Below are 18,507 nucleotides of genomic sequence, written 5' to 3'. Positions count from 1 at the left end.
CGCCGCCAGCGTTCATCCTGAGCCAGGATCGAACTCTCACGTTTAAATGTTTTGTTCAATCCGGCCAGAACTAAAAGCTTGGCTTTAATGTTCTGTCCGTTATTACTTTTGGTTTGTTAATTCTGAATAATTCTCTTGGAAATTTTCAGGGTTGCATTACTGTTTATTTGTCAAGGTGCAGGAGCCTAGAATCCGCTCCACTACTGCCTTTGCGAGCTTTTCGATGTGTCTTGTCCGCAGCGGCAACGTAGATAAATATATCACTGTGCAATATAAGTGTCAACACTTTATTTAACGATTTTTTTCACACTAAATATCAAACCGGTTTTTTCATGCGTTTTTCTTAATTACAATGGGCCATATAACCGTGGCAAACAGCGTAATAAGACTAAATGAGATCAGGTTCCCCCAATGCTTGCCAAAAGCAGCGGTTATAGTAGCACCGGCAAACCACTGGTTCCAGGCCAGCAGTATTCCAAGTCCTATGCATGTAAGGATTGGAAGATTAGTTGAGCCTTCAGGTATCTCATAATGAATATAATGGCGTTCAACGTAGCTACCCACCGACAATCCAAGCAGCAGTCCACATCCCTTGAAGGTATCGTTCATCATTTTCTGAGGATCAACCAGCAGCACTCCGTCTATGTAGTCCATGGGATAAGCCTTAAGCTGGATATATGCCAGCGTAGCGATGACCGCAACAATTCCTATAATAGAAAGAATATCCTGAGCCTTCTCGTTGCCTTCAACCTTTTTTCCAACTATTCCTATGATAAAAATCAGAAGTGAGGAATGAAGGAATCCCACCAAAACGTCCTGAGGAGTATGAACGCCAAGGAAATTCCTGGAAAATCCCGTCAGCAGTATCAGCACCGCACAGAGTATCGCTACGGCCTTGCGCTTATTTTTTTGCCATACGAAGGTTGTTCCGTACATGGTGGTGGCGCACATGGTATGGCCACTGGGAAAAGAGTACCCGGTCGCCGCTACTTTGGAATCCCCCGCAGGTTCTATCAGATCAGATCGGATCCAGGGTCTGTAGGCACATACCGTCAGCTTGATGATTCCGTTGATGACTTCGCCGCAGCTTAATGTAGACATGAAGCGATAGCCCCATTTCTTATCCACTGACCAGAAAATTATATAAGGTAAAAACGGTAGAAGATCCACCGCAAGTTTGGACAGCGCATTAAAGAATTCATCAAAAATTCCGCCTGATGCCCCTCTAAGGCCCTGCAGAAACAGCAGATACTGAATATCAAAGCTCATTATCATTCCCTCCTATAACATATCATTTGTTATAAAAATCAAATATTCTCTTATTAAAATCCCTTGCTTCGTTGTAGGCTTCGTGGCTAAGCCCTTTATAAATGTGGACCTCACAGCCAAGTTTCCTTGCTATTTCGGCTGAGGCTTCACCCGTAACTATTTTATCTTCGCTTCCTCCCAGCACCAGAACAGGGCATTTTATGGAGTCCAGCTTGTCATAGGTGTCGACGGACAGACAGGCTTTAGCCAAAGTGATGAAGCTCTCTTTTGGCATGAACCTCTGCGTTTTCAAAAGAAGAGGAAGAGCAATGCGGTATTTCTTCATATATTGCTCAGAATATCCTTTTTCAAGATAGTCCTTAACTATGTCTCTAAAACGCCCTGCCTGTGCCAGTTTTATCCAGCCACCTATGACCGCTTTCATGGTGTCGTTGGGCCTTGAGGCAGTTACGCCAAGCACCAGCTTTTTGACATATTCAGGGTGATTTATGGTAAGATCCTGGGCTATCATACCGCCCTGGGATGCGCCAAAAAGGTAAACTGACGAAAGCCCCAGCTTATCCAGGACTTTTTTCACATCTTCGGCCAGATCATGAATGGTGCAGCCCGTCGCCGGCGGAAACTTCCTGTCAATCACATATATCCGATAGCTTCGTCCGAATATGCGATAATACCAGGAAAGCGGCTGCGCCCCGCCGTCTATCGATGCAAACCTCAGCCCCGGAATCATGACAAGGGGCTTATCTCCTGTGCCGAAGGATATTACTGTTACCTTTCCATCTTCCAGTCTGACCGGAAAATCATTCGCATTGTAAGGCATCTTTTACCTCCGTCCGTCTTCTAGTATATCAAACATTTATGTGCTATATAAAGTGCATTTATGGATAAAAAAACTCCGAGCCGCTATATAAACGACTCGGAGCCGAAAAATATACTTGAATAATTACATGTTTTTGTAAGGATTCTCAAATCCATTTTCTTCAAGTTCAGCCGCCATAAGCAGATCCGTGAATCCCCTCTTTTGCGCTTCCTCCCCCATAATTTTGTTGATGATCGCTTTTCTTCGTATTCTCATTTTAATTCCTTCCCCAAGTAAACTTATAGCTCATGAACATGCAAATATTCTATCCCAAGCGGGCCATTACGGCGACATACAACCAGGTTCTTGTTCCGGATATTATCATATAGCCTGGGTGTTACATTACATTTATATCTGGTAAAATCCTTAAGCTGTACCGTTACATAATAATCGGGTATGAGATGATTCCTGTTGCCCCCCTCGTATGATCCGGATACATATGTGCACTCTTCATGGATTTCAGGACCACTCAGGCAATAACAGACAGTTACTACAGTAACCCCAATAACAGCTAACATGGTCATGCCATAATGGATGACCTGACTTACTTTATTCTCGCCTTTGATTCGAATACAACCAATCAGCACCATTATTATAAAAGCTGCTACAGTGATAATTGCGATTGTCTTGAATCCTTGTGATGTCTGCGCCTCAATCTTTAATGTGAGCAAAAGATACAACATCACAAGGACCTGAACAAGCATGTGCCACCTTTCCCAGATTCGTATATGAGTCTCTTCCCACAGCTTTTTCGATTCATCCGTTTTCCAATGTTCATCTTCGTCCCAGGAGGCTACTTCAGGATAGATCAATGCAAATATATGCTTGATCCAAGGAACAAGCGCCAGTGAAAGTAGCATAGCTATTTGCGAGGTGAGGATTTCCAAATGATATAGAACAATTATGAGCACTTCAACAAGTAGTGATATCAGCCGGATGGTCTTACCTATGGTAACAAGTTTCTTGGCTCTTTCAATATCATAAGAATCATTCATTTTAGATTTCCAGCTTCTCCTTTATGTAAGACAGTACTCAAGCTCTATGTCCCTGCCGATATTTTCCGGTGACCAGGGAATATAGTGGTCTACAGGAACACCTTTATGTGCAAGGCCTTTCCCATGATCAATTCTTATATCTCTCGAAGTTGGATAAACCAACTTGAAATCATCAAAGGAAATCATAGAACAGTTCGAATAATCCGTGATGCCCATGGTGGGCCTTCCTACTATAGTAACTTTGGGAGAAAAAGACATCACTTCCACAAATGAATCTCCTGAAGAAGCGCATCCCTCATCAGTTATGATAAATACCTTTTGAGGCTCCTTTCTTCCGACAATACCGGCCACGAATTCATCTTCCTCGCTGACAATGAAACCTTTTCCCATATTTTCCGTATTATCAGCAACCATTTTGTTCACCATCGGAGCCATATCCTCCGGAATGTTATCTCCAAAAATGGTCTTCAGAAGCTGTATTCGATCCTTGCAATTTCTGACAGAATAATTGATCTCAATAGGATATTCAGGTTTATAATAATCCGTAACGGAATGTCCTTCAGGAAAACAGTACTCCAGAAGTGGTACAAACGCAGAATCTGCGCCTCCTCCATTTCCTCGTACGTCCACAATCAGCTTTTTGCATGTATCAAGAGCATTTTTGCAGTCAGCATACAGCTGACCTATTGAATTCATGTCCACAAAATCTGCCAGCTTAATATAAAGAGTGTCCTCTCCATATTTCTTAAAAAAATATCCGGGCTCCTCTTCATCTTTGGAATCAGTAATAATGGAAATGTCTTCTTGTGTATCATCCTGATGGATTACAGTAATATGCTTATAAAACTTCAGCACAGAAGGCCACATTTTGCCTTCACGTTCAGAAGTTTCATTCATAAAGAAGCTGCTTTCCTTTTGCGCAATATCATTTACCGATTCCCCATCGATTCCAACTATTCTGTCCCCGGGAACAAGACCGGTATCAGCATTTGCTTTTACCACATACAATGTATCTTCCTGTCTCATCACTGAAAATCCTATTGTTCCAAGAGTTTCATCCGTAAAACTTAGATGTCCTTCCACTCCAAAGGCAGAGAGATACTCCTGTACCAGATGTAGGAACTCCATCCGATCCATACCATCAGTTATTTTACTCAGGTAATCCTTAAAATCTCCGGCTCCATAATCCTTGCAGGTTGCAGAATCCTCCTGCATAATCGCAACTATTTCTTTGAATATATCTGTATAAGTCATTTTTTTCCCCCTTCTAATCTATTAGGTTGATTATTTTACTTTTGTCCAGCCAAACTGCTCGTATACTTCCTCAATTTTCTCTATAAGCCGGGCTCCATACACCCATACCTCCTCTCTCCAGGGATGTCCTAAGTATCCAAAAGCAAAGTTTTCTTCGATAAAAAAGTAATAATCTCCGTCCGGAATAAAGCCTATTTTGGGTTCTTCGGGATGTCTCGGATCATAGAGATATGCCTCATGATGCCAGTCAAGGGCGTACATGCGCTGCCCTTCATTGGTTGTTTCAACAAAAATCTTTTTCATTATCTCAGGGACAAGGTCTATCTGATCGTCTGTCATATCGTCACAACCATATATGGCATAGGATTCTTCCAACTTAATGTACTTCGACCATCATATTACTGCATTATAGCATTGCATGACCACTAATAGGGGATTTTCTGACGAATGACATTTGAAATGGGATGAATGATACTTTGTCTCCTTGAGAATAAAAAAACCATCACTTTGCATAAACAAAGTGATGGCATAAATATACTCAATATGCTTTATCCCTTAGGGGTTGCTTCTTGCTTCATAATAGCCTTGATCTTGGGATTCTGCATCAGTTTAATTGACTCAACGGCACATCTGTAGATCATAGCCATTTCTCTCTGTGAACTGTTGGAAGCATCACATTTTTTCTCAAGCATCTCAAAATGCTGAATTGCCTTATCCGCTATCGACTTGGAAATAACCATTCCGTTGCAGTAAAGTGTCCCCGTTTCTGCATCAAATCTAGCTTCCTCAAGTGTCTTAGTTGCGAATTGTCCTGCTCCCATTGATGCTGCAAGCTGATTAATTAAATCTGATCTGTCTGCCATTTTCTTCACCTCAAAAAACTTTATTTTTGACTCATTTCTATTGTCGATGAAAAATTATAGTGTAATCATCTAAATCGTTCAATTTTAATATACACTAAAATCCAATATTTAAAAATGTTATTTCGAAAATGCCACAATCAAAATGAAACTAATTATTAATTCATAAAAGTCAAGACGTTAATTTTTTTTGTTCCGGTGATAGAATAAAAAAGATTTTGAAACAGGGGGGAGAACATGAATCAATCACACGCAGATGCAGAAAACATCAATAAGGAGAACAGCCTTAGCACCTTTGATCCGGATGCACATGTCATGCTGGACTACGACGATCAGCCCTATGGCGATGACAACGTGCTTGTTCGCTCATTCAAAAGAAGAGCATTTCTGTCAGATCTCTGATCATATGCCTTTCAGGCAGTTCTTCAAATAATCCATGTACTTATAATATTCCTCATCAGTACTTAGATGTTCCAGGATAATGGGCATATCCTTATATGCGCCGTCCCATATGGGGCCGAAGGCTCCCGCCACGTTGACGCAGCATCTGGCTCCGACGAAATCCGCCAGCCTTAGCTGCAGCACCGATGTCATTGCCTGAAGACAACCCAGTTGTGGGACCAGGGAACAGGGAGCCCAAACAAAGTTTTTACCTTGCCTGTGGGACAGCGATACCAGGAATAGTTCCAGCCGGCGCCCATGTCCATATATACCGCATTGGTGACGCCCAGCCTCTGCAGCTCTTCCATGAATTCGTCAAAATGCAGCATCTTCACTGAGTCAATGATGCACAGCTGCCCGTTAAGTTCCGCCAGAGTCCTGTAGCAGCGTGCTCTTGGCCTGTCGAAGTTCATGACCACTTCTTTGTCCCTGATAAGGGCAAATTGCATGAATCCGGCTCCTCCGGCATCCGCTGCCGTCTTCATAGCTTCTGTTTTATTCTCAAACTCGAACCTGAAATTCCCATCATAGAACACAAATGCGGCAAAAGCGTCCTTGTCGTAGGGGCTATCGTAGAATACGCCGCCCGATGCATGGTCGCCTTCTATGTCGTCCTCATCAAAGCCGATGCTTACAGTGTGCTGAAATGCTGCTCCCGAGCACCATGTAATGCTTTTGTCAGACTTGGATGGCCTGTCCTTACGCACAAGATCCACTTCAGAATACTTGGGGAAAAAGACATATACCGTCCCCGTGTTGTAGATCACTGTCTCATCCCCCGGGAGGATCTCCTCTACAGCCATATTTGACGCATCAATACTCGCCGGGATACTTACATGATACTGTGAGATCAGCCCCATGAAGATAAATATAAAAGCAGGCAGTACCAGTATAGACGACGCATATAACAGGTGATATAGCAGCTTCAAAGGCTTAAAAGCTATCTTTTCCGGTCCCCAGAGATACATTATAAGAGCTGCGATCTGCATCAACATAAGGCCAAGATATACCGCATGCAAGAGATTAAGCCACATCTGAGCTACAAAAAATGCGGTATAGGCTCCCAGGGACAATAATGTCATCCCCATGATCCACATTCCTTTTAGACGTTCCGATACCTTCATTTCTTCTTTCTCCTCCTGCGCTTTTGCTCCACAATCTCCTGCCGCAAAACCTTGAGGGAATCCAACTGGGATTCTATACATACTATAAGAAGCAAAATAGCTATGTCCGTCAGATACTGAAGCGCATTTTCCCACCTGATAGTGATATCAAAGGATAACATAGCATTTGATATTATTAGCGCAAAATATATGACAACCTTAAAAGAGATTGCCATCTGATTAAAGATAACATTCTTTGGATTGCCTTTTTTGGCGTAATTTATAAAAAAGTGATTGACGGTAATAATGATCGTAAGCAGAAAAGACATGCCTGCAGCCGCCAGATAGACGCTCCCCTGAACTCCCACCACAAGGTAAGTATCAAAGTCCTCCTGCCCCCAGAGCCTCTCCAGTACCAGATCTCCCTCCTGAAACATCAGACAAAAGAGTATTCCTCCCATGAGGCCCTTGGCCACGTCCCATCTGTAGTGATAATACGCAAAATACATTGAGATAATGGTGATGACCTTCACCAGAATGATAAAAAGAGTGAAATTGTCCCCCATACGTCTGTTAAGTATCAGCGCGCAGATGCTGGTAATAATTGCAAATATGCTGGCAGCGGCCATTAGATATTCACTTAAGAATACAGATTCCTTTCGATTTTCCATATATTCATTGTACCATCCTATTTCTTAACCAAATAATTAAGAATTGGTTAAGAATTGTGCAAGAGACAGGTTAAGACTTCCGTATTTCATTGCGGTAAAGTAACAACAGTAGCAAACATCAGCATAACGAAACGAGGGACATTAAAATGATCAGACTTTTAAATAACAAAAAAACTACAGCCGCAATAATAGCAACAGTTATTGCCGCAGCCGCAGGTATCGGAGGCTACTCCGTAAGCTCCAACGCAGCCATGGCGGTTGATGCCTACACAGTGGACTTTGGAGGTCTTGAAAGTGAGATTGAGGTAAACGGCACCGTGGAAAGTAACAAAGATATGGTCTGCTATTCAGAAATCGCAGCCCGTGTAGGAAAGATCCACGTCAAGGAAGGCGACTTTGTTAAAAAAGGTGATCTCATCATATCCTATGACCTTGAGGAACTTGAGCGTCTGGAAACAATGACAGACCTTCAGGCCAAAGCCGATCTCGGAAGCTATAACAACTCAGTTCAGACCGGCAACAGAACCGCAGGTCTCTACGGAGAGGCTAAGAGAAACCTGGCAACACTTGAGCAGCAGATCTCAGATACCCAGGAAGCCATCACAAGAACCCAGAACGCTCTCACCGAGAGAAAGGCCGCACTTGCTGATTTTGGAGCCAAGCTCCAGATATCTCTTATAGATTGGGCCGACCAGCCTGACTCAGATGAATACGAGAATCTTCAGAAGCTGGTTCAGACCAACGCCTATGAGCAGCAATACGCTCCCGACATCGTTAAGCTCCAGGAAGAGTTGAATGTCCTCAACGTTCAGCTGGCCAATCTCAAGGAGTACAAAGCCGAGATGACAAGCCAGAAAGCCAGCACCGTGATGAATCTCATGACGGAGGGTGCCAAGGAACAGCTTGAAGCAGTCAAAGAAGCCAACGATATAAGCAATAATGAAAAGCTTGCGGATTACGCCGCAGCCAAGGAAGGTATCAAGGCTGAATTCGACGGCATCATCACACAGATCGGCGTCATTGAAGGAAGCGATATTGCAAGAGGTACCAATCTTTTTACACTTAAGTCCTCTTCCGACATAATTATCAAAAGCACAGTAAACAAGTATGATATAGTTAATATTGAAGAAGGCCAGCCCGCCAGTGTCAACATCAAGAACAAGGACTATCAGGGCGTGGTTTCAAGGATTGAGAGAATGACCAAGGACTCGGGAACTGGCACCGGAATCGGCGTTGAGATAACTCTTCTAACTCCCGATGACGACATCATTCTGGGGCTTGAAGCCAAATCAAAAATATATACAGCCAGCCTTACACAGGTTCTCAGAGTCCCGGTGGAAGCCCTCAGTGAGGACGAAGAAGGCAGCTATGTATTCGTTGCCAAGGATGGAAAAGCAGAAAAAGTATTCGTTGAATGCGGCATCCGAAATGACGACATGGTTGAAATAACAGACGGTCTTGATGAGGGAACTCTCGTAGTCTGGAAGGATTCCGAAGAACTATCCGAAGGTATGGGCGTAAAGGTGAAATAATAATGATTACTGAAAAGAGAAGAATATTAAGCGCAAAGGATTTATCCAAGACATTTTCCAACGGTTCAGTGCAGCAGCACGTGCTGAAAAACCTGAATCTTTCCATATACAAAGGAGATTTTACCGTTATCATGGGAAACTCCGGCTCCGGCAAGAGCACTCTCCTCTATGCCCTGTCCGGAATGGACCGCCCCAGCATGGGCACCGTCACCTACTACACGGATCAAAGCGGCGCCGAAACAGAGATATCAACCTACAACAACGACAAGCTGGCGACTTTCCGCAGAGACCACGTGGGCTTCGTTTTCCAGCAGAATTACTTGAACGACAGCATGAGCGCCCTTGATAACGTCATGGTCTGCGGTCTTCTGAAAAACAGCGACAGAAAGGCCCTGGCAAAAAAGGCTAAGGATCTCCTTAGCAGCGTTGAAATCGAAGAAAACGACTACAGGAAGTTCCCCACTCAGATGTCCGGCGGCCAGCAGCAGCGAGTTGCCGTGGTAAGAGGCGTCATCAACAGCCCCGAGGTTCTGTATGCCGACGAGCCCACCGGCGCTCTTAACTCTCAGAACACAGAAAATGTTCTTAATATATTATCCAGCCTAAATAACGAAGGTCAGAGCATCGTCATGGTAACCCACACCATTAAGGCCGCTGAAAGAGGCAACAGGATCATTTACCTCTCAGACGGAGTCATCAGCGACGAAATAGACCTCGGTCCCTACGCAGGAGACTACAAAGATTCCGCCAACCCACAGCTTGAAAAGGCCAAGGAGCGCCACCAGCGCCTCAAGAATTTCCTCCAGGATATGGGCTGGTAATCAGAACCAGCAACTTGAAAGGATACTACCGTGTACAGATTTTTCTTTATCGCAAAGAATAACATAAAAAAGCAAAAGAGCGACATGATTACCTTCTTTATCCTGTCGATGCTCTCTTCTCTCTTTATCTTCATCAGTGCATCTTTCCTTGCCGATACCGGCAAAGTCATCGACACCAACAGGGAAAAGATCAATTCAGCAGACATCATGGTTCTTGCAACCTACAACGAATCAATGCTGAATAAACTGGAGGAAATCATCAAGGGTAATGTTTATCTTAAGAACTATGAAGTCCAGGACTACCTTAACTGCAATTCCAAGTACAGGAAAAAAGGTGATAAGAACTGGATTGAGTACTCCTTCCACCTCTACAGATATGAGCAGGAATGCAAGATTCAGACCATGAGTACCAAGGCAGATGGTCTTAGCGGCAATGCAGCGGTAGTCCCCATTTCACTTAGCAATGCCTATCCAAAAGGCTCTGTCCTGCAGCTCAAGATCGGCGACAATGTCTATGACCTTAAAGTGGCAGATTACAATGAGGACAACATCTTCTGCTCTCCCATGAATCTGGGAACCTACAAGGTATATATTTCCGATGATCTCTACGAGACAATACGTTTCGAAAATCCTATGGACGCCTACGATTCCAGGTGCGTGAAGACTCAGATCACCGACACAGCAAGGAAAAAGCATATCGACACCAATAAGCTGAATGATGAGCTGGGAGATGAAGTCCTTACCTGGTACAACGAATATGTGAAGGATCATCCCGATGCTGTCATAAACATGAATTTCCTTCCGGCGGAGCTTATGAAAACCGGGTCCATGATTCTTCCTTTGATCTTCGTTGCGCTGATATTCCTTTTTGCCGTGATAATTCTTGCAATAGCAATTGTTATTATAAATTTCAGTGTAAAAAACTTTATCATGACCAATATGAAAAACACCGCTATTATGGAGGCTTCAGGCTACACTGTCCGGGAGCTGGTACTGATCCTTTTATTCCAGCTGCTTCTGATATCGGGCCTGGGCGCAGCCATTGGCATTTTAGCAGGAGCTCTCCTTCTTGATAAGATTGGTATCATCATACTTATCACCCTGGGACTTAAATGGAATCAGCCCATCAATATCGCGGTTATTCTGGCTGTTTTCCTTAGTATCTGCCTGCTGGTGGCAATTCTCACCGTGATTCTTGGCAGGGAGTACAGCAAAGTCAGCGTTCTGTCTGCATTAAAAGGCGGCGTTAACACCCACAGTTACAAAAAGAACCTCTTTTCCTTCGACAAGACTTCTTTTTCAATACCTGTGACCCTTGCCCTCAAGGACACTTTTGGCAAATTCAGCAATCAGCTGGGCGTTATCTTTATCATGATGATCCTTGCGGTGTCTTCAATCGTGGCCTTTGGAATGGTTGATACCTACGGAAGTGATGAAGGCGTTCTGGAAATGGGCGGCTTTGACGTATACGATGCTTATTTTACCGGCGATGCTGCCATGGAAGAATCGGTTGCTGCCATGAAAACAGTAGCCAATACCCGCCGCGAGATATGGAATGGCCTTAATTTCTACAACAAGAAGATCAAGCAGTCCATCACCACCAGAGCCATTTCCGACACCTCCAATATCATCGGTGGTTCCGTCATAGAGGGACGCTGGCCCAAATATCCAAATGAGGTCATGCTGGCCACCAATTCTGCCGGTAAACTCGGACTGTCCGTGGGAGATGTGGTCACAGTAAGGAATGATATGGCCACCGAAACCTATATTGTCTGCGGTATCAGCCAGACCATGAACAATATGGGCATGATGGCTTACATGACCACCGAAGGCCTTGCCAAGGTATTCACCCTTCCCGATTCCATGAATGTCTGCATTAACTTCAAGCCCGGTGTATCTTTCGCAGATTTTGAAAAGGAGTTCAAGGATGCATATCCTGAAGTAACCGTTACTGACTACACCGAGGCAGCACACCAGACCGTTGGCCTTATCACAAGTGGTCTTAAGATGTTTGCATATTTCGTCGCTTTTCTTACGATCCTCATCGTTGCCTTTGTGGAGTCCCTCATCGTCAGGACCAACATCAACAAACAGTGGCGTAATCTCGGCGTCTGCAAGGCGCTTGGCTTTACCTCAAGACAGCTCATAGTTCAGGTCATGATGTCCAATCTGCCTGCAATACTGATAGGCGTATGCGTTGGTCTTTTGCTGTCTCCTTTCCTTGGCAGCAAGCTGATGATCTCAACAATGCTGATATTCGGCTTTAAAAAGATCAACTTCAGTATCGGACCTGTTTCCTATATCCTCACCGCTCTTATCATCTGCGGAGTGGCTCTTGCAACCGCAGCTTTTATGGGAAGAAAAATTAAAACACTTGAACCGGTGAAGATGATTACCGAAGAATAAGCCCCTGTGGTACAATAATCCATGTGGAGATGACATAACTATGCACTATAACTGCCTTATTGTGGATGATGAAATTGAACTTGCGAAGATGACCGCCGAATACTTCAGGATGTTCGACGTTTCCACCTGCTATGTGGACAGCGCTACCTCCTGCTACAACTTTTTTGACGAAGGTAACACCACAGACCTGGTGCTTCTGGACATTAACCTGGGTGACGGTTCAGGCTTCGAAGTATGCAAGAAGCTCCGCGAAGATATGCAGCTTCCCATACTGTTTATAAGCGCAAGACAGAGCGACGACGATGTTCTCATCGCCCTGTCCATCGGCGGTGACGACTATATCAAAAAGCCCTACAGCCTCTCTGTTCTTCTGGCCAAGGTCAAGGTTAACCTTAAGCGAATTGAGCAGATGAAGAATGCAGGCGCTCTGCAGGCACACAGCCCTGTAGCTGACACTGCAGATACTGATACCGGATTTCTTATGGACTATCCTACCATGTCCGTAATAATAGATGGAAAGAGCATTCCCCTAAAAGCCAAGGAGTATGCTCTTTTGGACTGTCTCTACAAGCACCACGACACCATAGTCAAGAAGGAGGTCCTCTTCGATGAAGTCTGGGGAGATACCTTTTTCAGTGACAGCACGCTAAACGTCCATATAAGGAAACTACGGGAGAAGATTGAAGAAAATCCAAATGAGCCAAAGCTCATCAAAACTGTTTGGGGAACGGGGTATATTCTGGAACTGTCATGAAAAGTCTAAAGCGCATCTTTATTTCTTTTACCATATTTATGATAATCACCCTTATCTTCTTCGGTAATCTAAGTCGCAAGACTGAATATGGCAAAAGAGACATTGTCTATTACAACGACCTTCTTCACCGGGTGGAGAAAGACCTTGAGGAGGGAGTGCCTGAAGCCGATGTGGAGGCCAGATACTCCTGTCTTATTGTCATGTCTACCAAGATCAATGATCCCGAGCTGGCAGATCTCTACACCAAAGGTGCCCTTGTTATGGACCTTGCGGTGAATGATGAATATGTGGGCAAGGTCGCCTGGAACGACAGAGAGGAGAACTTTAACAGCAGCAGATACAAGTTCCTGACAGCCTCTGTCCTTCTGTGGATGGCGGTTCTTGTCTGCGGATATCTGCTAATGCTCTATATGTATACAGTCTTTTTGAATCCCATTGAAGAACTTAAGGATTTTGCCTCTGATATCGCCAAAGGAGAGCTTGATAAACCTCTTCCCATTCACAAAACAAATATGTTCGGAAGCTTCGTTGAAGGCTTTGACATGATGCGCGAGCAGATAAAACTCTCCATGGACAGGGAGCGCAAGGCTGAGATTGCAAGAAAAGAGCTGATTCAGGGTCTGTCCCATGATATCAAGACTCCCCTTGCTGTTATCAATGCAACCTGCGAGGTTCTGGAACTCAAATTTTCAAGAAAACTTAAGGAACTGTCCTCTGCCCCGTCCCAAGACGCCTCCACGCAGTCGCAGATAGCAGAATGCGACGATACACTGGACAAAGTAAGGATCATCTCTTCCAAGGCCGCAAACGTAAGCAATCTCATGAGCGATGTTATGCATGCTAACCTCGAAGAGATGGAAAAGATTGAAATAAATGTAAGCGAAGAAAACACAACAATTCTTGAGGAGCATATAAAGAACCTGTCCACCTTCGGAAACATCATTCTGGAGAATCATATCTACCCATGCCTTGTCTACATGGACAGACAGCGTATGGAGCAGGTAATTGGCAATATCATCGATAACTCCGCCAAATATGCAGGCACCGATATCACTGTATCCTTCTCGGAGACCGAGGATATCCTCATGGAAAACGGCAAAAACGGCCGCTTCATCAAGATTAAGATCCGGGATAACGGCCCCGGTGCCGACAAGGATGATCTGCCGCTTCTTGCGGAAAAATACTACAGAGGCAAGAACGCTTCTAACAAATCAGGTTATGGCCTTGGCATGTATCTGTGTAAAACCTATATGAACAAGCAAGGCGGCGGTATGGAATATTACAACGACAACGGCTTTGTCGTGGAGCTGCTTCTTAGAAAGGTATAACTTTAAGATTTAAATCCGTATTCTTTTTCGATGATTGGCATGGATGTTACCTTCATAGACTCAATGGATATGAAGGTTCCCTGCTCTACCATCTGAAACACCTTATCTATCTGCGCTTCCGTCCCCTGGATCTCCATGGAGACGGAGCCGTCCGGGTTGTTTTTCACCCAGCCGGTGGCACCCACCAGACCGGCAGCGTGAATTGTTCTGTATCTGAAGCCTACGCCCTGAACCGAACCATAGACCGTTATGGCTTTTCTTATTATCTTTTCATCATAATCTGACATATTTTTTCCCTTATCATTTCGGTTTTTTTCCATTTTTGACGAATTTGCATTTTCTATTATATATAACATAAATTTTTTGTCCAAAAACCTCAACAAAATGGTCAATTATTCCATATTGAAAGGTTCCTTTCCTTGTTGTAATATACATTTCTGTGCATTTTTTGAGAAAAGGAAGATTAGACAAATGGATAACCAGTTATACTCTTACGAAGAAGTATGTGAGATCATTCAGGACAAAGGACTGAAGATGATAATGAAGCGTGATGAGGATCTTAACAAGATCTGCCAGTTCGGCGATCGCGGTTCAATTTTGAATGTAAATACACTTTTATATAACCGTTACCAGATTCATGCCACAGAAAAAGATTATAACGCCATCAAGAGAATGGCAGAATCCGAAAACCTGGCAATCGTCCTTAGAGAGAACGACAAGGACGAGATTGAAGATGTAATCTCAGGCTATGAAGAAGTAGGAAGCAAGGCTGTTCTGTTTATCAAAAACGGTAACCGTCTCCTGCAGCTAAATGAAACCGAGAAAAATCTGCCTCATGAGATAGTATTTTTTACCAATGAGAATCTTGTCCTTATTCTGGACTGCCTCTGCGAGAACGATACTTATAAGCCCAAGAGCAAATCCAAGGTAGCAGCTCCCGTAGTAGTTGCACCCAAGGTTGTGGAGCCTGAGCTGTCCGACGACGAGATCAAAGAGGTCTATCCCGAGGGTAGCACCGTCTCACACGTAAAATACGGAGAGGGCGTAGTTAAGACTGTTGCCGCAGGCAAGATCACCGTTGCTTTTGCTGATTCCGTAGAAAAGATCTTCGCAGCCAAGGTCTGCATTAAGAATAAACTGCTTACTGTAGTCTAATAAATATCAGCCATTATTTATAAATTAAAAGGGGTTCACACCACTATCGTGTGAACCCCTTTTATAATTGAAGTACGTATTTGGTTAAATTATGCTTTCTTCAGTTCTTTGAACTTGCGAATTGCCTTAAGCTCAAGGAAGATCAGAAGTGCAGCAAGGATAATATCCACAACAATGAAAGCAATCTGCCAGCTGTAGAGACCTGTGTGAAGGTTCTCAGGCTCGTAAGCACGGCTGTTAACAACAGTGTACATGATGTTCTTGGCTGCTGTTCTGAGAGCCTTGATTCCTGTAGCGCTGGTCTGATCGTTAACGGTGTTGTCGCCCATCTCATAAGCTACGAGCATAAGGTCGTTACCGTTTCTGATGGCAGCGTCTGCATCCATGAAGTTAGCGCCAAGGAAGTAGTCAGTGATAACCATTCCTCTGAAGCCCCACTCATCACGGAGAACCTTGTTAAGAAGGCTGTCATTTGCACCTGACCAGTGAGGTCCGATGTAGCTGTAGGAGCTCATTACGGCCTGTGCGCCACCCTCTTTTACTGCGATCTCGAAGGGCTTCAAGTAAATTTCTCTGATTGCCTGCTCGGGAGCCCAGATGGAAACCATGTTCCAACGGTTAGTCTCCTGATCGTTCATAGCAAAGTGCTTGATGTAGCTGTATACGCCGAATTCCTTTGCGGCGATAACTTCCTGTGCGATCATTGTTCCTGAGAGAAGTCCGTCCTCTGAAACATATTCAAACTCACGTCCGCCAAGGGCAGCTCTGTGGGTATTGATGGCAGGTGCATACCAACCTGAAGCATCCATCTCATCGCACATCTTACCCATGATATGGCCATATTCATAGCCAAGCTTTTTGTTGAAGGTGCAGGCAAGTGTTACGGATGATGGCATACCGATTGAATATTTGCCGGTAAAGTTGTTGGTGATTGATGCAGGGCCGTCGCAGTCTGTTGTTCTGGCCTTCTGTACTGAAGGAACCTCAAGAGTCTGGTAACCGCCAAGACCTACAAGAGATACCATCTCGGATACCTTGAGCTGATCAAGGAGCTGCTCCCATCTCTCATCATCGTAGGAAGCTCCTCTTAAGTCCTCAAGCTTAAGTCCGTTATCTGCGCCTGTTACAGGCATTACATCACTGTCGTTATTGTATGCTGTAGGATTGTAATTAAGATTGCATACATACTCAGCCTTAGCCTCATCTGACATTGAATAACTTGCAGGTGCAGCAGTTGCCTCTTCATAGTTGGCAAAATGATCTGCTCTTGATAAATATGTTGCGGTGCCGAGTGCTGAATCAAAATGGTTGGTTGCTGCCACGCTGTCTGAAGAGCGCTTGTTTGACTCGTCAAATACAACGGTTGAATCTACTGTATAAGTCTTTTCATCAATAACTGTATGAGCATCTGCTCTGAGTGAGATCACATAGTCACCTGCCTCAAGAACATAGCTCTTTGCGTTCTTGTCATCGTAGGATGCAAGTGATTCCTCAGTAAATGAAAGTGTAAGTGTCTGTGAGTTACCGGGCTGAAGAAGATCTGTTTTCTCAAAAGCAACAAGATTAACTGCAGCCTTCTCAATACCGCCGTTGGTATAAGGTGGTGTATCATAGAGCTCTACAGCGGATTTACCTGCAACAGAGCCTGTATTTGTTACTGTTACGGAAACAGAAATTGTTCCGTTCTCTGCTGTGAGGTCTCCCATCTTCTGCTCGAAGGTTGTGTAAGAAAGTCCGTAACCGAAAGGATACTGAACCTCCTCATCATAATTGATAAGACCTTCAACAGCAGCTGTCTCGTAGAATCTGTAGCCTACATAGATTCCCTCTACGTAGTTAACGAAGTGAGGCTTGCTTACTCCAAGGTACATATCACCTGAATCAAGTGTGAACTCATCAACGTTGTCAAATGCATAATCACCGAAGTTGTTGAACCAGGGTGACTTATCAATATGTCTTACAAATGTATCGGAAGTCTTACCTGAAGGGTTCTTCTCTCCGCTTAAGATATCGCCGAGAGCAGGGAAACCGCCCTGTCCAAGACCCTGGCACCAGATAAGTCCCTTGATGCTGGGATATTCATCCACAAAAGACATCTCGAAGGTGTTGGCACCTGTGTAAACAACAATTACATTCTCATAGCTTCCGCAAACTGTATCAAAGAGATCTCTCTCTGTCTTGCTGAGCTGAAGGATATGCTGGCCTTCTGAGAAATCGTTATACTCAGTGGAATTCTGATTATATGTAAGTCCCTCAGCTGTCATGTCCTTGGGAAGGTCTGCGCCCTCACCGCCGGAACGGGCAAATACAATAACAGCTGTGTCTGAATAATTCTTGGCATTTTCAAGCATCTGTTCCGGATAAGTTGAAAGTGCAGGCTCAGGAAGAGTCCAGTCCTGACCAAACAGTCCGATCTCAGGTCTGTCTGTTCTGTAAGCTGTGTAGAAATCAGAAAGCTCCTGGTTGGTTTCGAATCCTGCCTGATGAAGACCGTCAAGAAGTGATGTGGTCTCGAAATCTGCTGAGAATCCGCCTGAACCGGTTCCACCGTAATAAGGATTGGTTGAGGACCAGCCGAATACGTTGAGCTTTTTCTGGCTTAAAGGAAGAATTCCTTTATTCTCAAGAAGTACGATTCCTTCTCCTGCGACATCCTCAGATAAAGCTCTTGCTTCATCAATTGTCTTGTCGCTGATTTCACCGTTTCCGGTTGCAAGTGTGATCATGTTTGACATAGGGCCAAAGCAGATCAGGTTAGCTATTGCCACAATAGCAAGAAGGAGTGCGAGCAGAGACTGTCTGCGCATCATGAAGCGCGTAGCCTTCTCTCTTCTGCCGGCAATAATAACTACTGCAATTGCAGCTACCAGCACTACCCCTAGTGCGATCAGATATGGAGCGATCAGCTTGAGTACGTTGATCACGTCCGCCATGTTTACAGTTAACATTTTTATTACCTCCCTTTTTTCGATAAATCGCATTTTAGGCAAAAAAATTTTGAGTTTCAACAAAATGTCCTATCCTGTCATTTTGAATCCCTCTTTTGTCAAAATTCGAAT

19 protein-coding genes are annotated in these 18,507 nt (G+C 44.2%); 7 read left to right on the top strand and 12 right to left on the bottom strand.

Annotated features, from left to right (window positions below; translation table 11 throughout):
* Positions 1 to 330: 330 nt before the first annotated feature.
* From NXH67_RS02230 to NXH67_RS02200, 7 genes are all read right to left on the bottom strand, one after another.
* Positions 331 to 1,269, bottom strand: coding sequence for a phosphatase PAP2 family protein (locus NXH67_RS02230; RefSeq protein ID WP_022778409.1), 939 nt, complete (start codon positions 1,267 to 1,269; stop codon positions 331 to 333).
* A gap of 22 nt (positions 1,270 to 1,291) precedes the next feature.
* Positions 1,292 to 2,089, bottom strand: coding sequence for an alpha/beta fold hydrolase (locus tag NXH67_RS02225; protein WP_022778408.1), 798 nt, complete (start codon positions 2,087 to 2,089; stop codon positions 1,292 to 1,294).
* A 123-nt stretch (positions 2,090 to 2,212) separates the two neighbouring features.
* A complete protein-coding gene (locus NXH67_RS02220; protein WP_022778407.1) occupies positions 2,213 to 2,344 on the bottom strand; it encodes a hypothetical protein in 132 nt (43 codons plus the stop codon).
* A 23-nt stretch (positions 2,345 to 2,367) separates the two neighbouring features.
* Positions 2,368 to 3,123, bottom strand: a complete 756-nt coding sequence (locus NXH67_RS02215; RefSeq protein WP_022778406.1) for a hypothetical protein — start codon at positions 3,121 to 3,123, stop codon at positions 2,368 to 2,370.
* A gap of 21 nt (positions 3,124 to 3,144) precedes the next feature.
* A complete protein-coding gene (locus NXH67_RS02210) occupies positions 3,145 to 4,377 on the bottom strand; it encodes a S41 family peptidase (RefSeq protein WP_022778405.1) in 1,233 nt (410 codons plus the stop codon).
* 30 nt (positions 4,378 to 4,407) lie between these two features.
* Positions 4,408 to 4,716, bottom strand: a complete 309-nt coding sequence (locus NXH67_RS02205) for a DUF2716 domain-containing protein (protein ID WP_022778404.1) — start codon at positions 4,714 to 4,716, stop codon at positions 4,408 to 4,410.
* A 209-nt stretch (positions 4,717 to 4,925) separates the two neighbouring features.
* On the bottom strand, positions 4,926 to 5,240 hold the full coding sequence (locus NXH67_RS02200) for a hypothetical protein (protein WP_022778403.1): 315 nt from the start codon (positions 5,238 to 5,240) through the stop codon (positions 4,926 to 4,928).
* 234 nt (positions 5,241 to 5,474) lie between these two features.
* On the opposite strand from NXH67_RS02200, the gene NXH67_RS02195 reads away from it, so the two are divergent.
* Positions 5,475 to 5,639, top strand: a complete 165-nt coding sequence (locus tag NXH67_RS02195) for a hypothetical protein (RefSeq protein ID WP_022778402.1) — start codon at positions 5,475 to 5,477, stop codon at positions 5,637 to 5,639.
* On the opposite strand, the gene NXH67_RS02190 is transcribed toward NXH67_RS02195, so the two are convergent.
* Genes NXH67_RS02190 through NXH67_RS02180 form a run of 3 tightly spaced genes read right to left on the bottom strand, consistent with a single transcriptional unit; the run spans position 5,640 to position 7,452 of the window.
* Positions 5,640 to 5,831, bottom strand: a complete 192-nt coding sequence (locus tag NXH67_RS02190) for a hypothetical protein (protein ID WP_022778401.1) — start codon at positions 5,829 to 5,831, stop codon at positions 5,640 to 5,642.
* Positions 5,828 to 6,802, bottom strand: coding sequence for a hypothetical protein (locus NXH67_RS02185; protein ID WP_272796219.1), 975 nt, complete (start codon positions 6,800 to 6,802; stop codon positions 5,828 to 5,830). The genes NXH67_RS02190 and NXH67_RS02185 overlap by 4 nt, the downstream gene beginning before the upstream one ends.
* On the bottom strand, positions 6,799 to 7,452 hold the full coding sequence (locus tag NXH67_RS02180) for a hypothetical protein (protein ID WP_272796218.1): 654 nt from the start codon (positions 7,450 to 7,452) through the stop codon (positions 6,799 to 6,801). Before NXH67_RS02180 ends, NXH67_RS02185 begins: the two co-directional genes overlap by 4 nt.
* Before the next feature lie 146 nt (positions 7,453 to 7,598).
* On the opposite strand from NXH67_RS02180, the gene NXH67_RS02175 reads away from it, so the two are divergent.
* From NXH67_RS02175 to NXH67_RS02155, 5 genes are all read left to right on the top strand, one after another.
* Entirely contained in the window at positions 7,599 to 8,984 is a 1,386-nt protein-coding gene (locus tag NXH67_RS02175) for an efflux RND transporter periplasmic adaptor subunit (protein WP_272796217.1), read from the top strand.
* A gap of 2 nt (positions 8,985 to 8,986) precedes the next feature.
* Positions 8,987 to 9,805, top strand: coding sequence for an ABC transporter ATP-binding protein (locus NXH67_RS02170; RefSeq protein ID WP_272796216.1), 819 nt, complete (start codon positions 8,987 to 8,989; stop codon positions 9,803 to 9,805).
* Positions 9,806 to 9,889: 84 nt separating this feature from the next.
* Positions 9,890 to 12,211: an ABC transporter permease gene (locus NXH67_RS02165; protein ID WP_272796214.1), complete on the top strand. Its 2,322-nt coding sequence runs from the start codon at positions 9,890 to 9,892 to the stop codon at positions 12,209 to 12,211.
* 61 nt (positions 12,212 to 12,272) lie between these two features.
* The gene (locus NXH67_RS02160; RefSeq protein ID WP_330676558.1) at positions 12,273 to 12,965 is read left to right on the top strand and encodes a response regulator transcription factor; all 693 of its coding nucleotides are present in this window, start codon (positions 12,273 to 12,275) and stop codon (positions 12,963 to 12,965) included.
* 38 nt (positions 12,966 to 13,003) lie between these two features.
* Entirely contained in the window at positions 13,004 to 14,293 is a 1,290-nt protein-coding gene (locus tag NXH67_RS02155; protein WP_272796212.1) for a HAMP domain-containing sensor histidine kinase, read from the top strand.
* 2 nt (positions 14,294 to 14,295) lie between these two features.
* Here NXH67_RS02155 and NXH67_RS02150 read toward each other — a convergent pair whose 3' ends face one another.
* The gene (locus NXH67_RS02150) at positions 14,296 to 14,580 is read right to left on the bottom strand and encodes an acylphosphatase (protein WP_022778393.1); all 285 of its coding nucleotides are present in this window, start codon (positions 14,578 to 14,580) and stop codon (positions 14,296 to 14,298) included.
* A 184-nt stretch (positions 14,581 to 14,764) separates the two neighbouring features.
* On the opposite strand from NXH67_RS02150, the gene NXH67_RS02145 reads away from it, so the two are divergent.
* Positions 14,765 to 15,448, top strand: coding sequence for a hypothetical protein (locus NXH67_RS02145; protein WP_022778392.1), 684 nt, complete (start codon positions 14,765 to 14,767; stop codon positions 15,446 to 15,448).
* A gap of 89 nt (positions 15,449 to 15,537) precedes the next feature.
* Here NXH67_RS02145 and NXH67_RS02140 read toward each other — a convergent pair whose 3' ends face one another.
* A complete protein-coding gene (locus NXH67_RS02140) occupies positions 15,538 to 18,396 on the bottom strand; it encodes a glycoside hydrolase family 3 C-terminal domain-containing protein (protein ID WP_272796211.1) in 2,859 nt (952 codons plus the stop codon).
* Positions 18,397 to 18,507: the final 111 nt, after the last annotated feature.

It is taken from the genome of Butyrivibrio sp. DSM 10294 (assembly GCF_028539135.1).
GTDB lineage: Bacteria > Bacillota > Clostridia > Lachnospirales > Lachnospiraceae > Butyrivibrio.
Note: the sequence above shows the minus strand (reverse complement) of the source record. Positions and strands in the feature narration are given on the sequence as shown.